Raw genomic sequence first — 16,324 nt, forward strand, 5'->3', positions numbered from 1 at the left:
TCACCTGTTCCCTGTCACCTGCTTATATTACTAATCATTGTCTGTGGTTGTGAGAGGCTGTGGTGGTTCTAATGCTAATGATTTTCCAGAATCGCTGTCTAAACTTTCTGGGGTGTTTGATTCTGGAAAGACGATTCTTAAGAGGGGCGGAGCAATAAATGTGGTAAGAATGACCATCATAATAATTGCTGCTCCTAGTGGTTTGGAGATAACTCCACTAGCTGCACCTACACCAGCAAATACTAAACCTACTTCACCTCTAGGAATCATCCCCACACCAATAGCCAAACGGTTAATTCCTGGTTGACCAAATACTGTTAAACCTGTAATTACTTTACCGATGATAGCGACTGTAATCAGGAAAGTTGCCATGATTAAACCTTCCCGATTCGCGGGAATTGATGGGTTTAAGACTCCCAAATCAGTTTTTGCACCGACGGTGACGAAGAAAACAGGAACTAGGATATCAGCAATGGGAAGAACTTGCCTTTGTAGCTCTTTGCGTTTATCAGTTTCTTCGAGAACTAAACCTGCGGCAAAAGCCCCCAGAATTGCTTCTAAATGGATGACTGAGGCTAGGTAAGCCATCATAAAGGCAAAAACAAAGGCGGGTACAACTAATTCCCCTCTGGTTTTAAGTTGATCTGCGATCGCTACAAATGATTTATTAAATACATTACCTAGCACTATCGCCCCAATCAGAAAAGCACTGGCACTAATGATCAGATAAATGACGTTAACTACATCTACTGCACCATCTCTGGCTAAACTAGCAACTACCGCCAGGACGATAATTCCCAATACGTCATCAATAACGGCTGCACCCAGAATAATTTGCCCTTCTTTGGAGTTCAATCGCCCTAATTCGGACAGCACTTTTGAGGTAATCCCAATACTGGTTGCAGTCAAAGCAGCACCAGCAAAAATCGCCGGCACAGCACTGATACCAAATAGTGTCATCAATCCTACAGTCCCTGCCGCAAAGGGTACTACTACCCCTACTACTGCGACAACAAAGGCCTGAATACCAACTTCCATCAGGTCTTTTAAGTTGGATTCTAAGCCAATTTCAAACAGCAGGATGATTACACCCAATTCTGATAAAACAGACATCACTTCTGATTGGGCTGCAAACACCTCTGGTGTGGCTTCTGGGGTTAACCCGGCGGTGATTTGCAGGAAGGACATGATTAAAGAGTTAGAACTGTCTGTACCACCTTCTGGGAATACCAGCAAATGTAGTACCGAAATACCAACTACTACACCACCGACAAGTTCACCTAAAACCGCTGGTAAACCGACTTTGGTTGATAATTCTCCCCCAATTTTGCTGGCAAAGTAAATTATTACTAAACTCAGTAGCACAGCGGCCAATACCATGGAACTGTCTGCGCTTTCTGTGGCAGTTGCCAACAAGGGAACAGTAAAGTTGATTGCACTGATAAACTGCATTGGTTATATTAAGTATCCTTTTCTTTATTTTTACTCTTTTTTGGCAATAATTAAGCCAGATAGATATATACAGTGCTAATGACAGACATAAGTTATAGCATCATTTTTACCTGATTTACATTAAATGTGCTGTATGTTCTCATCTGGTGAATATGGTCCAATAATTTTAATTCCCTGTTTTTCTTTTTCTCCTACTTCTAAGTTGAAGATAAGCAGTTTTTCTAAAATATCATCTTCTGAGTTGAATTGATAAGCTGTCATTACCAGCGTATCTAATTGTTGATGTAGTTTATAAAGTTGGCTGCTGGGTTCGTTGAATAATTTATTATATAATGTGGTGATTCCCCATTGTTTTGTTTCCATTTGTTGCGTGCGATATTGATGCAGTTCTTCGGCTTTGGTGCGGATTTGTTCGACTATCTTAATATCTGCTGTTTGCGGAAATGGAAATGTTTCAAAACAAGTTGTATTAGTATAGCGCGTATCACCTTTTAATGTTGAACTTTGCGCGTTTACCCAAACACGATGTACCTTAGATGTGAGAATTCCTAATATATAAAAATCATCTGATGCTATAACAATATTTAAATCACCTGGTAGCCAATTTAAAGGTGCTGGAATAAATATAGCCCATTTAGAAACTCTAGGGACTGTAAAGTAGTAATCTAATTGAGATAGGGATTTTCTCATTTCTATTCTTTTCCCTTCATATTTCCACCAATTAAGCTGCAATTTTTCATTACGATTATTTTGACGTTCTAAGGGTATAGTTTGCTTAACTTGTGCAAAAGGTAATTGATAATCACTAGCTTCTTCAATACTCATATTATTAAAATCAATAATCCATCTTTCTGGTTTACCATGAGGATTTTTAGCTAAATTTGCACCCATTGAAAATAATTTTAGAACTTCTTTATTTTGGGAATCATTGTTAATCCATTCTTCTACTTTTTCTTCGCTAACCAGAAATCCTTTTCCATTAGGAATTACACCCTGAAAACATTTATTCATATTTGCTTTTAATCGCACAGCTTGAGAAACATCAACACTAGATTTCAGAGAAGAATTGATTTGTGAAACTACAAGATCATCTAAATAATACTTTGTTGGTTTATCCTTACACCAATTGACAATACTAACATGAACTTTTGCAGCACCAGACCAAGCTTGCGTAGAAACCGCTTCATGAATATAACCGCCATTTTGAGTAATATAATCTAAAGCCGCAATTCTACTTTTACCTTGACTTATAGAATTAGTCGCAACTAAACCGACTCTACCTTTTTCATCAATTTTATCATGAGCTAACCGAAACCAATAAGCACAAAAATCCACATCTTTAACTTTAGGAAAACGTTTAAAAATTCTATCTACATATTCATCATTTAAATCCATTCTCATGTTCTTTCCACCTAAAAATGGTGGATTTCCAATAATAGCATCTGCTTTTACCCATTCACTAAATAAAGCATCTTCACAAACAATATTATTATTCAAAGTATCCAAAGGTAAAGCCGGTTCAGTTAAACTTAAATTATCAATTGCAATCTTCCGCGCAATCATCAAAGTCACCCGCGCTAACTCCACCGCAAAGGGATTTGTATCCATTCCATAAAATTGCCAAGGAGTCACCAAACCCATTTGCATTTGTTTATCTGGAGACTTACTCAAAGATTGAATTTTTTTTAAAAGCAATATTTCAATTCTTTTCAATTCCTGATATGCAATATAAAGAAAATTACCAGAACCACAAGCAGGATCTAAAACTCGATAACCTTGTAATTCTATTTGCAGTTTTGAAAGTTCCTTAATTGTCTTTGCTTCCTCAATTCTCTCTTCCCAATAACGGCTAATTGTCGGACGGACAATTTTCATAATATCCACTTCTGAAGTATAATGAATTCCCCTCGCGTGACGTTCTTTTTTATATATACTTCCTTCAAATAAATTCCCAAAAATAGCCGGACGGACTTTACTCCAATTCTCTCGCGCAGAAACATCTAAAAAATTTAATTCTTCTCTAGTTAATTCAATTGCATGAATTTGGGAAAACAAACCCCCGTTAAAATAATCTACACCTTGATAACGTCCCGCAGGTGTTTTTCCTGGTTGATTCATTTCCCGAAATAAACCACCCAAAACATCATAGGAACTTAACCCACTCATACAATCTTGCACACAAGAAATAAACATATCACGGGGTAACAGTTGTCTATCTTCCGCAAACATCGCTAACACACATTGCAAAATAAACCGCTGTGCTGTTAACTTTTCAATTCCCCTCTTTTCTAACTCTAATAATAGTTCTCCCATGCGATGAGCAGCACGTTTTGTCACTTCTACTTGATTATTTTGGAATACAGGAGTTTTTTGCCCTAATTCCATAAATGCCAATGCTCCCGACCGTTCTGGCAGTTGTTCCAGAGATATTTTATCTACGGGTGTATCTAATTGAATATCAAAATCAAAGATCCAAAACTCATCAAAATTACATAAAATCACATATTTGGGACGATTGGGGACTAATCTTGTCCAATAATCAAAAGCTTGGGAATAATGTTTATTTAAGTCTTCTCCCCGTTTTTTCATCTCTATTAAAACGCGGGGTTTCCACACTAAATCAGCAAAGCCAGTTTTTCCAGTTTTACTACTTTTCTTAATTGCTTCTTCGTAAGTCGCACCAGCTTCTAATGCACCTTCATGGCCAAATGCTCGAAAAAATCTGTCGAGAAATGTTTGTGCTTCTTTGCGTTCTTGTCCGGTAATATGTTGGTTACAAAAATTGACGAATTTAGATAAACTTTCAGGTGTTGATGATGTCATTGTTTTTTCTCCCAGAGTCGCAAAGGAAAAATGCAAAGTTAATATATCAGAACTTACGAAAAAGCTCTCTCAAACACTCTTCCCTATCCCTAACGGGACGCTGCGCGAACGTGTCCTTCGTCCCTTCGTGGTTCATTTTCCCCTTACTTATACGTAAGTCTTAATATATCTAAAAATACCACTCAATTTTTAAAACGATTCGGATTTAAAAGAAGATTTAGGGGTTGACATTCGATTTTAAATCTGTTATCATGAAGTTGATAAGGAAGAACTATCATAAAATAATTAGCAAAATTCAATAGATTGGGTTGAGAACAGGAAACCCAAAAAAGAATTTTCCGTTGCCAAAAATGTAACCAAGTCTTATTTTAGTGAGACTGGGATTTAACTATAAATATACAAATTGCATCAAGTAATTACACTTTCGGTGTGAAAATGTTTTGGTGACTGTTGGTAATTAATAGTTAATCAATAATTTATCGGTTAGTAGAGGAGTGTTAAAAAATGTCTATCACTGTTTTATCTAATTCTAGGTTTCCAGGCAGGAAAATTGGGAAAATATTATCTTTGAGTATATTTATGTGCGCGATTTTTATACTACCTGCATCGGCGCAAGAAAAGGAAAAATTATGGCGGACTTTAACTGTCAGTGGACGGGGTGTAGAAACAATTTCTACCACATTATCCCAAGTTAGTTTGGGTGTAGAAATTCAAGGAAAAACGGCTCAAGATGTCCAAAAAGAAGCCGCTCGTAAGTCATCCGCTGTGGTAGCTTTACTCAAAAAACGCAATGTCCAGAAATTAACTACTACTGGTGTACGTCTTAATCCAGTCTATAGCTACAGTAATAATATACAGCGAATTACTGGTTATTCAGCTAGTAATACAGTCAGTTTCCGTATTCCTACAGATGAAGCAGGGACTTTATTAGATGATGCAGTAAAAGCTGGGGCGACACAAATTAACGGTGTGAGTTTTATTGCTAGTGATGAAGCGATCGCTAATGCCCAAAAACAAGCCTTGAAAAAAGCTACCCAAGATGCCCAGCAACAAGCAGAAGCTGTCCTGAGCAGCCTGGGATTACAACAAAAAGAAATCGTCAGTATTCAAGTCAATGGTGCAAGTCCACCTCCACCACCCATGCTTTACCGGGCTGAGGTTGCTAAATTAACTAGTGCAGATGCTTCTACTCCCATCGTTGCTGGCGAACAAGAAGTACAAGCATCTGTCACATTGCAAATTAGTTATTAGTCAGTTGTCCTTTGTCCTTTGTCAGTTGTCCTTTGTTTCAATACCACTGACTACTGACCACTGACCACTGACCACTGACCACTGACCACTGACTAATTAGAAATTATCTGGAGACATATCAGACATCCCACCTTCACCATCACGTTTTGAGCCTAGTAATTCTAGTTGTTCTACGTTAATCACTGGACTAGAACGGTTAACTCCGGTTTGGCGATCGCTCCATGAATCAAATTTTAAAGAACCTTTCACCCCAATGAGGCTACCTTTACGGACATAGTTGCCGGCAACTTCCGCAGTTTTTCCCCAAAGTTCTAAATTAAACCAGTCTGGCTTATCGTTATTACGCGATCGCCTATTAACTGCTAGGGTGAGTCTACACTTAATTGTCCCTGACTCAAAATACTTCATATCTGGATCGCCGCCGACACGACCAACAAGGGTGACAACATTAATACTCATGGTTTTTTTGTTTTAGTACGTTTGTATTGCATTGTGCTGAATTCTATAATAACTAATTGTGAAAATATTGAGAATATGTTAGAATCCTAACAATTAACCCAATCAAAAAATTCCCAAAATACTTGGCATTTTAAAAAAAATTATACGGTTATACTGAGTGATATTCAGAAGATAGAACATAAGAGTCTTGGAACTAAAATCAAGATTGACAAAAGCTAGATAAAAAAATAGTCTAGTTTACTGGAGTCAGGCCAACCAAAATCATGAAATTCGTCATTAATAACTCTTATCTTTATAGTCACAAGTAGTGCAAATAGGGGGCATGGAGACGCGTGGGTTTTTTCAGAAATTTTCGTCCATCATGGGATATGGGTATCGACCTCGGTACAGCCAACACCCTAGTTTATGTATCTGGTAAAGGAATTGTTCTTCAAGAACCTTCAGTCGTTGCCATTGATCAAAATGAGAAAGTGGCGCTGGCAGTAGGAGAAGAAGCTAAAAAAATGCTTGGTCGTACACCAGGTAATGTGATTGCCCTGCGTCCCTTACGGGATGGTGTGATCGCTGACTTTGATACTGCCGAATTAATGCTAAAAAGCTTTATCCAGCGGGTAAATGAAGGTAGATCCCTCATGTTGCCCCGCATTGTCATTGGCATTCCCAGCGGTGTCACCGGCGTAGAAAGACGGGCTGTAATGGATGCAGCGACTCAAGCCGGAGCAAGAGAAGTATATTTGATTGATGAGCCAGTAGCAGCAGCAATTGGTGCTGGTTTGCCCGTTGCTGAACCCACAGGCAACATGATTATTGATATTGGTGGTGGGACAACAGAAGTAGCGGTACTCAGTCTTCAAGGTACAGTTATTAGCGAATCAGTACGCATTGCCGGAGATGAATTAACTGAGGCAATTACTCAGTACATGAAGAAAGTTCATAATCTGATCATTGGGGAACGGACTGCTGAAGATATTAAGATTAAAATTGGTTCTGCCTATCCAACCCCAGATGATAATGATAGTATTATGGAAGTCCGGGGCTTACACTTGCTTTCTGGCTTGCCTAGAACTGTCACCATCAAAGGACCGGAAATTCGGGAAAGCATGGTAGAGCCTCTAGCCGTAATTATAGAAGCAGTTAGGCGGACACTAGAACGCACACCTCCAGAACTGGCAGCCGACATTATTGATCGTGGCATCATGTTAGCTGGCGGCGGTGCATTACTGAAAGGTCTAGATACCTTGATTAGTCACGAAACAGGTATTGTTACTCACATTGCCGCTGATCCTTTATGTTGTGTTGTTTTAGGAACAGGTCGTGTATTAGAAAACTTCAAGCAGTTGGAGCGAGTATTTAGCGGACGTTCTCGTAATATGTAACAACAGATAGTCAGCTAGAAATAATGTCATGGATTCTATAGTCAATACCTTCACTAAATTAAAAAAGCCTTGATTCGTAAGTTAGTTTAAGACACATAACCCCACACATTTATTGGGTTTTGCGCCGCTCAACCTACAAAAAATGGCGAAGGTAATAAATATAGAATCCATTCTTGTCAAGAAAGAAAACAGGAGTTCACAATTTGGCGATCGCCACCGCGGCAGTTAGGAATAAGCCATACTTCCTCAATTCCTGAATAATTTATAAAAATATGTAAAGGTATATATGTTTACTGTGAGACGCTGGTGGGAATATAAGGGACTACAGGTAGGGATATTGGCTTTAGTGATAGGTAGCGCCTGGACACTTAGAGAAACAAAAGGTGCTTTATTGCACGAAATTTATCAAGGAATAACCAGCCCCTTACAAAGGCTACAGCCAGGAGTCACGCCTGAACAAAGTATTAGCGATGCGAGATTTTTAGAGTTACAGACTCGCATAGTTGATCTGGAAAGCCAAAATCAAAACTTAAAAAATTTATTAGGTTATGTAGAGAAAGAAGCTCTGCCAGAAAAACCCGTGATAGCGCGAGTGGTAGGCCGTAGTGCTGATCACTGGTGGCAACAAGTGATTTTGAATCGGGGGACTGCATCTGGTATTCAAGAAGGTTCTATTGTGAAAGCTGATGGTGGATTAGTCGGTTTAGTAGAAACTGTCACGACTAATACTAGCAGTGTATTATTAGTCAGTGATCTAAAAAGTCAAGTCGGAGTGAATATCAGTCGCACATCAGCTAAAGGCGTTTTGCAGGGTGATTCTTCCGCTGAAGGAGTATTAGAATTTTATGAAAAAGTACCTAACGTTAAGGTAGGAGATTTAGTTTCTACATCTACTTATAGTCAGAAGTTTCCTCCTGGTTTAGCCATAGGCAAAATTAAGTCTCTCGATTTAAAGAAACTTCCCGCATCAGTAGCAAGGGTAGAGTTATTTCCGCCAATTCGACATTTGGATTGGGTAAGTGTTTATCCAAAACCAGAGCCTCAAGAGTTACCAAGGCAAAATGGGGCTAAATAATGTAGGTTTTTAGCAATTAGAAAAACGATGAAGATACCTGGATTTTTTGGTAGCAGGGACTCAAAAGCAGCATCACCAGTCCGAAAATCTCATTCCTTGATTCCGCCATTAGCACTTTGGCATCCTTGGTGGCATCAAATTCTCGATTGGATAGTCATATTGGGAACAGTGTTATTATGCTTACTAATGTTGCCAACTCGTCTGCCCGGAATGGAATTATTAGGCATAGGACCTAACTGGCTACTAATTTGGGTTGTGGCTTGGAGTGTAAATCGCTCAGTATTATCTGGTATGCTATCCGGGATAATTTTGGGGCTATTACAAGACGCAATAACATCACCTGATCCAACTCATACTTTGAGCTTAGGATTAGTTGGGCTGTTAACGGCGCTGATCCAAAAGCAGCGTTTTATTCAAGAAGACTTTATTTCTATTGCTTTAATTGTCTTTGGGATGGCGGTATTAGCAGATACTATTTTTGCCGTACAGTTATCTTTGATAGGAAATCGTCATGTAGACAGTATTTGGACATATTACCAGCGTGCTACCTTAGCTTCGGCAATTCTTAGTAGTTTGTGGGCCCCTGTGGTTTATTATCCTCTTAGTCGCTGGTGGCAGCAGATAAAATTAATTCGTAATTCATAAGTGACATGGATAATTGCCCAGGAGTCTCTCCCACATCTGCATCTTTACCTCAAGATCATCAGTTTGTAGTCAAAGAAACAGTTAGTAATGATTTTGACTCCCGCATGATGTTACGGTGTGTGGAACTAGCTCGCATTGCTTTGGGACGCACTTCTCCAAATCCGTTAGTAGGGGCGGTGATTGTCCAAGATGGGGAGATTGTGGGTGAAGGGTTTCATCCCCGTGCTGGTGAACCTCACGCCGAAGTTTTTGCCCTCCAAGCCGCGGGAGAAAGGGCGCAGGGCGCAACTATTTATGTGAGTCTTGAACCTTGTAATCACTATGGACGTACTCCTCCTTGTTCAGAAGGATTGATTAATGCTGGTGTGTCTAAGGTGGTAGTGGGGATGGTTGATCCTAATCCCTTAGTGGCTGGTGGCGGTATTGCCAGGTTACGTGCAGCCGGGATAGAAGTTGTTGTTGGGGTTGAGGAAGCAGCCTGTCGGCGGTTAAATGAAGGTTTTGTACATCGTATTCTCTATAAAAGACCTTTAGGCATTTTGAAATATGCTATGACCTTAGATGGCAAAATTGCTACTACTTCTGGTCATAGTGCTTGGGTGACAAATCAAGATGCTCGCACTGAGGTTCATCAATTACGAGCCGCTTGTGATGCTGTCATTGTCGGTGGTAATACAGTCAGACTAGATAATCCTTACTTAACTAGTCATCAAGTAGAGGCTCATAATCCTCTGCGTGTGGTAATGAGTCGTACTCTAAATTTACCGAAAGAAGCTCGTCTTTGGAATACTCATGAAGCTCCAACTTTAGTTTTGACGGAAGTTGGCAGTTCACAATCTTTTCAAAAAATGCTGCGTCAGAAAGGGGTGGAAGTGGTGGAATTTATATCACTGACACCAGAACAAGTGATGAGTCATTTATATGAGCGGGGTTTTTGTAGCGTGCTATGGGAATGCGGTGGTATTTTAGCTGCTAGTGCGATCGCTCAAGGTGCAGTCCAAAAAATTATGGCATTTATCGCCCCCAAAATTATTGGCGGTGATCATGCTCCTACACCTGTGGGGAACTTAGGCTTTACTAGTATGACTGAAGCGTTACCTTTGGAACGAGTAAGTTGGCGTGTTGTCGGTTCTGATTGCTTAGTGGAAGGTTATTTACCACTAAAAATTCAATAAATAGTCAAGATACTCAACTATGAGTGTTGGCGTTCATCAGCTAAATCACGAATCAGACTGAGCCGGGATTGAATGTAGTCACAGAGAAAATCAATTTCACTGGGATCTAAAAAGGCTTGATTAGTGATTTGTTTTACCAACCACTGTACCAGACTGGCATCATCAAGCTGCAAGAGAGTTACTGTATGGGTGGCCTCAACTATAGACCAAAGCTGACGCATGATTGTGGGAGTCATTAGACCTCTATTTAATCATTAGTTTAGTTTTTCTCAGATTACACAATTCTGATATTAATTGACTGCTTAAATCTATAACTAGATATAAGTATTATTAAAAATTTAATAAGTACACAAATATCTTAATTAAAATAAATATTGTCAATTTATATAAATTCACAAAAATTTACTTAATGGAGATAAAGCTTATGGCAAACAATCAGAAAATTTAGTAATCGGTAATGGGTAAAATTCTTACCTGTTAACTTTTCCTTGCCGTATGTTACAGCAGGAGTTATAGGGGCGTATCCCTGATGGGAGATGGAAGCATCAGCATTCGGAAAATAGCCTTGAACCAAAATGGATAACTGATTGCCCGAATGCTTTGCCCGTACAGGAGTCAGGAGTAAAACAGACTTTGTGTATAGGTTTCAATTTAGATTCTGTACCTCATTAATTTGCAATCTGCTGTATATAATTTTATAAGTTTAGGCAAATATCTCCGGAATTTATTAATATAATTTGACAAAATAGATTTACCATTTAAAACTAAACCGATGCTAGTTATAGAGTACAAAGTCAAGGAAAAAAAACATCAATATAATGCAAAACAATGCAAACTGTTAGCCTCAAAAAGATTCTTCGCAAAAAAGAGTTATCGTCACTGATTCATGACTTAATACAACAGTTCAACATAGCGATTGACGTTGAATTGGTAGACGGGACAAAAATAATCAGCATTGGAGAGCAAACCTCAACAAATAGATATCCAATTGAGGTTTCAGGAGAAATAATCGGTTGGGTTGTTGGGGAAGAACAGGTAACTCTACTAGCGACTTTGCTCTCATTTTTAGCCAAACAGGAAGGTGAGAAAAAAGAACTCGCTAAAGAATTGCTGGAAAGATATCAGGAAATAGATTTGTTTGAGGATATTTCCACTCAACTCACAACGAGTTTGGATACGCAACAGATTGCCCAACTCGTACTTCAGGAAATGAGTCAATTGATTGAATCATCTGGGGGAATGATCCTGCTTATGAGTCCAGATGCAACTACATTTGAAATCATTGCTAAATTTGGAGTATTTTTTGATCACAGTCAGCCAAAACCGGGACAGGGAATTATTGGCAAAGTAGTCCAATCCGGTCGGGCAGAACTGATTAATGATGTGCAAGTCGATCCGCGATTAGAGGAACAGAAAAACGTGGGAGCTTTGATTTGTGTACCATTGAGAGCTAAAGAGCGGGTACTCGGAGCGATCGCTATAGGGACAACAAAAACCGACGCATACAAAGCAGAACACCTCAAATTAGTGAGTATCTTTGCTTCCCAAACAGCGATCGCTATTGAAAAAGCTTTACTCTATGAACAAAGTACCCATGCAGCTACCCAAGCTCAAGCCCAAGCCCATAGACTTCAACAAACTCTTCATGAATTGCAACTAGCACAAACCCAGCTAATCCAAAGCGAGAAAATGTCAAGTCTAGGACAACTTGTAGCCGGAGTTGCCCATGAAATCAATAATCCCCTTAACTTCATTTGTGGCAATTTAAGGTATGTTGGCGAGTACGCTTTAGACTTGTTACATCTGCTGCAAGACTATCAGAAATTTTTACCTATTGCTCCTTTAGATTTGCAATCAGATTTAGAGAATATAGATTTGGAATTTATTATCCAGGATCTGCCAAAACTATTGGATTCCATGAAGTTAGGTACTGATCGAATTGTGGAAATTGTCCAATCCCTCAAAAACTTTTCCCGTCATGACGAAGCCCAGATAAAAACCGTCAACATTCATGATGGTATTGACGGAACACTAATGATTCTTCATCATCGCCTCAAAGCGGCTGGTCATCGTCCAGAAATTAAAATCATTAAAGATTATGGCAAACTTCCCCAGATTGAATGCTACCCCGGACAGTTAAACCAGGTATTTATGAACATCTTGTCTAATGCCATTGATGCGTTAGAGGAAAAAATAGAAAATATGGAAATATCTACTCCTACGCCTCAAATCATCATTCGCACTCAAGTCCTTAACAATCAGTGGGTGGTAATTTGTATTACCGACAATGGACTAGGAATGAAAGAGGAAGTCATGAGGCAGATGTATGATCCCTTCTTCACTACAAAAGAGGTAGGTAAAGGAACAGGTTTAGGTATGGCAATCAGTCATCAAATTGTTGTAGATAGACATCGAGGGATTCTAAAATGTCGTTCTCAACCGGGTAAAGGGACAGAATTCTGGATTCAGATTCCGGTAAATTGTGTAATGGTAGACTCTGCTGAAGAGGAAAATTACAATTCTGTGCCACCAACTTCCACAACTGAATTATCCCCTATTACCGATGAAAATGGCTTCATGACCTCAACAGTTCCCATCATGCTCAAACCTACGGATCTGCTAATTCGCCATACTCAACTGATCCAGCAACTTTCACAGCAAAGTCCCAACCTTGATGCTGCATCACCAGAGCAAATTTACCAGATGTTCCAACAGTATCCAATTTCCATCAAGCTCTATGCCACCTTGTTGTCCTGCTTCTATTCTCCTACTCAAATTGATTAGGTGATAGAGAGCAGAGGGAAACTTCTTCACCACTAACTAATACCGCAGGGCGGAATTAAAAATTAAAAATTAAAAAAGCAGATGATACAAGCTTCTTGAGAATTCCTAATAGTTGGTTTATTTACGTCGTTGTGTACGTACTAAGAACAGAGAAAAATTTTACAAATTACAAATTATAAAATTATGTTTACTGAACTTGATGAATATAATCGTCAGCTATTTGAACAATGTCCGGTTGGTTTGGTACTGTGCCGAACAGATGGAACGCTGATTGATATTAATCCTGCTTATGCTGCTATTTTGGGGCGTACTGTTCCCGAAACACTGAATCTCAACCGCTGGCAGATTACTCCTAAAAACGATGCCGCCACCGAGCGAGGGATGTTAGAGAAATTAGAAAAAACTGGTCGCTATGGACCCTATGAGCAAGAGTATCTTCATCAAGACGGGCATCTAGTTCCAGTCAGGATTTCTGGACGGATGATTGAGAAAGATGGCGATCGCCTACTCTGGTGTAGTGTAGAAAATCTCAGCAACCTCCAACGCGCCCAACAAGAACGCCAATATGCCGAACAAATCCTCAAACAGAGCGAAGCAAGATATCGCTCTTTAGTAACAGCTACCACTCAAATTGTTTGGGTAGCTTCACCCACAGGTATTTGTATTGAAGTAGCAAGCTGGATAGCTTATACAGGACAAACTGTAGAGGAAGCATCCAACGGGGGATGGATTGATGCCGTACATCCTGATGATTGCGCTCATACAGCCGAAATTTGGGGTGCAGCCGTTGCTAATCGCAGTATCTATGAAGTTGAATATCGCATTCGTGGCAAAGATGGTTCTTATCGCCACTTTTTTGTTTGTGGTGCGCCCGTCATAGCGGAAGACGGCAGTATTCGGGAATGGATTGGAACTTGCACCGATATTCACGAACGCAAACAAGTAGAAGCCGAAAATCAACGTCTCTTGGATATGTTAAATCATTCCAGCGATGCCGTGATTGTACGCGACTTTGCCGACAACATCACCCACTGGAGTCAGGGCGCAGAACGGCTTTACGGCTGGATCTGTCAGGACGTAAAAAATCAAACCACCAGTCACAAACTTCTACAAACAATCTTTCCTAAACCTCTAGAAGAAATCCAGGCAGAATGCTGGCAACAAGGTATCTGGGAAGGGGAACTACAACATATCACCAGTGATGGCAAAGGCATCATTGTCCAGAGCCGTTGGACAGTGCAAAGAGATTCATCTGGACAACCATGCGCCACCTTGGAAATCAATACTGATATTACTGCTCGCAAACAAGCAGAAATCGCTTTGCGGCAACTCAATCAAGAACTGGAAGCCAGAGTGATAGAGCGGACAGCAGCCCTGCAAAATACCCTCGCAGAAGCACAGGGTTTAAATGCCATTTTGGATAACTTAGCGGATGGTTTATTGGTGATAGATACCACCGGACTGATCACTCATTTCAATCCTGCCTTTTTAGCCATGTATGGATTGACAGCCCCCACCATGAATGGACACTACCAGGAACTACCAATATCCGGTTTAACAGAGCTATTTGAACGCACTCAAACCCATGCAGGAGATGTATTTGCAGCCGAAGTCACACTAGCCAAAGAACGCATTGGTCAGGCAGTAGCCACCGCCGTTTTCAAAAGAACAACAGCGAATGAACCCACAGTTTGCTTTGGTTCTGCACTGCTAATTCGGGATGTAACGGCGGAAAAAGAAATAGACAAGATGAAAACTGATTTCATTTCCACTGTTTCCCACGAGTTGCGGACACCTCTTACCTCGGTTCTCGGTTTTGCTTCCATTATTAAAGAAAAGCTAGAAACCAACGTATTCCCACTACTTTCTACCGAAGACCGCAAGCTTCAGAAAACGATTAAACGGGTGGGTGACAATCTCAATATTATTGTCTCGGAGGCAGAACGACTGACATCTTTGATTAACGATGTCTTAGATATCGCCAAGATGGAAGCAGGTAAAGTGGAATGGCAGATGCAGCCCCTCGATGTCAGTGAATTACTAGATGGGGCCACCAATTCCACCGCTGGATTATTTGAAACTAATGGTTTGCAGTTGATGAGCGAGATTGAACCCGGACTACCTCAGATAGTAGGCGATCGCCATCGGCTACTACAAGTCCTCATCAACCTGATTTCCAATGCTGTTAAATTCACTACATCTGGTTCTGTCACCTGCCGTGTCAAACAAGCAAACGACGGGGTTTGTATCAGTGTCATTGATACAGGTGTTGGCATTGCCCCTGAAGATCAGCCGAAAGTGTTTGAGAAATTCCGCCAAGTTGGCGACACTCTCACCGACAAACCCAAAGGAACAGGGTTAGGATTACCTATCTGTAAACAAATCATCGATCATCATGGCGGAAGAATCTGGGTGGAGAGTCAACCAGGGAACGGTAGCATCTTCTCGTTTATTGTTCCCACTTCTATCAGCAATACCCACCCCAGCAGTCCCAGTCTAAATCTAGATGCCCTCGTCAAACAACTCAAAGAACACGTTATCACCACGAAAACGGTGCGGAATGAAAACTGCAAAACTATTCTGGTGGTTGATGATGATATCAATATTCGAGAACTGCTGCGTCAACAACTGGAAAACGAAGGTTACAATGTCCAGGAAGCAAAAAATGGCGTAGATGCAATTCATCAAATTAAAATATCCCGTCCTGATCTAATTCTCCTAGACGTGATGATGCCTCAAATCAACGGTTTTGATGTGGCCGCTGTTCTTAAAAATGATCCCCAAACGGCGGAAATTCCGATTATTATTCTCTCAATTATTGAAAATAAGGAACGAGGCTACCACATTGGCATTGATCGCTATCTGACTAAACCCATTGACACAGAAAAACTCCTCACTGAAATAGGCTCATTGCTTTCTCAAGGTACTTCTAGTAAAAAGGTCTTGGTTGTTGATAAAAATGCCTCAACTTTAAAAACCATATCGGATGTATTGCAAACTCAAGGATACAGCGTAATTGAAGCTTCCGATCCACAAGAATGTATCAATAAAGCTCGGTCAGCTAAACCAGATATGATCATCATTGATTCTATTTTCTCTCAGGAAACAGACATGGTAAAAGCTCTACGGTTTGAAAAGGCGTTAGAAAATGTATTCTTTATTATGCTGTCTGATCGCTAATTACACAGGACTTACGCAAAATATCTCTGAAACCCTCTTTTCTTCGTGTTCTTCGTTCCTTCGTGGTTCATTCCTTCGTAGTTCGTTCCTTCATAGTTCGTTCT

11 protein-coding genes are annotated in these 16,324 nt (G+C 40.1%); 7 read left to right on the forward strand and 4 right to left on the reverse strand.

Features of this window, described 5'->3' with window-relative positions:
- Nucleotides 1-30 precede the first annotated feature (30 nt).
- Both FJR04_RS01410 and FJR04_RS01415 read right to left on the reverse strand, forming a co-directional pair.
- Complete coding sequence (locus tag FJR04_RS01410) at nt 31-1,452, reverse strand: cation:proton antiporter (protein WP_168491079.1); 1,422 nt, start codon at nt 1,450-1,452, stop codon at nt 31-33.
- Nucleotides 1,453-1,572: 120 nt separating this feature from the next.
- Entirely contained in the window at nt 1,573-4,275 is a 2,703-nt protein-coding gene (locus tag FJR04_RS01415) for a DNA methyltransferase (protein WP_168491081.1), read from the reverse strand.
- A 504-nt stretch (nt 4,276-4,779) separates the two neighbouring features.
- Between FJR04_RS01415 and FJR04_RS01420 the strand changes: the two genes are divergently transcribed.
- Nucleotides 4,780-5,526, forward strand: coding sequence for an SIMPL domain-containing protein (locus FJR04_RS01420; protein ID WP_168491083.1), 747 nt, complete (start codon nt 4,780-4,782; stop codon nt 5,524-5,526).
- Nucleotides 5,527-5,622: 96 nt separating this feature from the next.
- Here the strand turns inward: FJR04_RS01420 and FJR04_RS01425 are convergent, their stop codons facing one another.
- The gene (locus FJR04_RS01425) at nt 5,623-5,985 is read right to left on the reverse strand and encodes a single-stranded DNA-binding protein (protein ID WP_168491085.1); all 363 of its coding nucleotides are present in this window, start codon (nt 5,983-5,985) and stop codon (nt 5,623-5,625) included.
- A gap of 368 nt (nt 5,986-6,353) precedes the next feature.
- On the opposite strand from FJR04_RS01425, the gene FJR04_RS01430 reads away from it, so the two are divergent.
- The 4 genes from FJR04_RS01430 (at nt 6,354) to ribD (ending at nt 10,256) form a co-directional block, all read left to right on the forward strand.
- On the forward strand, nt 6,354-7,361 hold the full coding sequence (locus tag FJR04_RS01430; RefSeq protein ID WP_168491086.1) for a rod shape-determining protein: 1,008 nt from the start codon (nt 6,354-6,356) through the stop codon (nt 7,359-7,361).
- A gap of 286 nt (nt 7,362-7,647) precedes the next feature.
- A complete protein-coding gene (gene mreC, locus FJR04_RS01435) occupies nt 7,648-8,436 on the forward strand; it encodes a rod shape-determining protein MreC (protein ID WP_168491088.1) in 789 nt (262 codons plus the stop codon).
- A 27-nt stretch (nt 8,437-8,463) separates the two neighbouring features.
- On the forward strand, nt 8,464-9,081 hold the full coding sequence (mreD, locus tag FJR04_RS01440; RefSeq protein ID WP_168491089.1) for a rod shape-determining protein MreD: 618 nt from the start codon (nt 8,464-8,466) through the stop codon (nt 9,079-9,081).
- Nucleotides 9,082-9,086: 5 nt separating this feature from the next.
- On the forward strand, nt 9,087-10,256 hold the full coding sequence (ribD, locus tag FJR04_RS01445; RefSeq protein ID WP_168491090.1) for a bifunctional diaminohydroxyphosphoribosylaminopyrimidine deaminase/5-amino-6-(5-phosphoribosylamino)uracil reductase RibD: 1,170 nt from the start codon (nt 9,087-9,089) through the stop codon (nt 10,254-10,256).
- A 17-nt stretch (nt 10,257-10,273) separates the two neighbouring features.
- Here ribD and FJR04_RS01450 read toward each other — a convergent pair whose 3' ends face one another.
- Nucleotides 10,274-10,492 carry a hypothetical protein gene (locus FJR04_RS01450; protein WP_168491092.1) on the reverse strand — a complete coding sequence of 73 codons (219 nt, stop codon included), beginning with the start codon at nt 10,490-10,492 and terminating at the stop codon, nt 10,274-10,276.
- A 592-nt stretch (nt 10,493-11,084) separates the two neighbouring features.
- Here FJR04_RS01450 and FJR04_RS01455 point away from each other — a divergent pair.
- Both FJR04_RS01455 and FJR04_RS01460 read left to right on the forward strand, forming a co-directional pair.
- Nucleotides 11,085-13,040 carry an ATP-binding protein gene (locus FJR04_RS01455; protein ID WP_168491094.1) on the forward strand — a complete coding sequence of 652 codons (1,956 nt, stop codon included), beginning with the start codon at nt 11,085-11,087 and terminating at the stop codon, nt 13,038-13,040.
- A 183-nt stretch (nt 13,041-13,223) separates the two neighbouring features.
- Nucleotides 13,224-16,220 (forward strand): PAS domain S-box protein, encoded by a 2,997-nt coding sequence (locus FJR04_RS01460; protein WP_168491096.1) that lies wholly within the window; start codon nt 13,224-13,226, stop codon nt 16,218-16,220.
- Nucleotides 16,221-16,324 lie beyond the last annotated feature (104 nt).

The sequence above is a fragment of the Anabaena sp. UHCC 0204 genome, from assembly GCF_009711975.1.
Lineage (GTDB): Bacteria > Cyanobacteriota > Cyanobacteriia > Cyanobacteriales > Nostocaceae > Dolichospermum.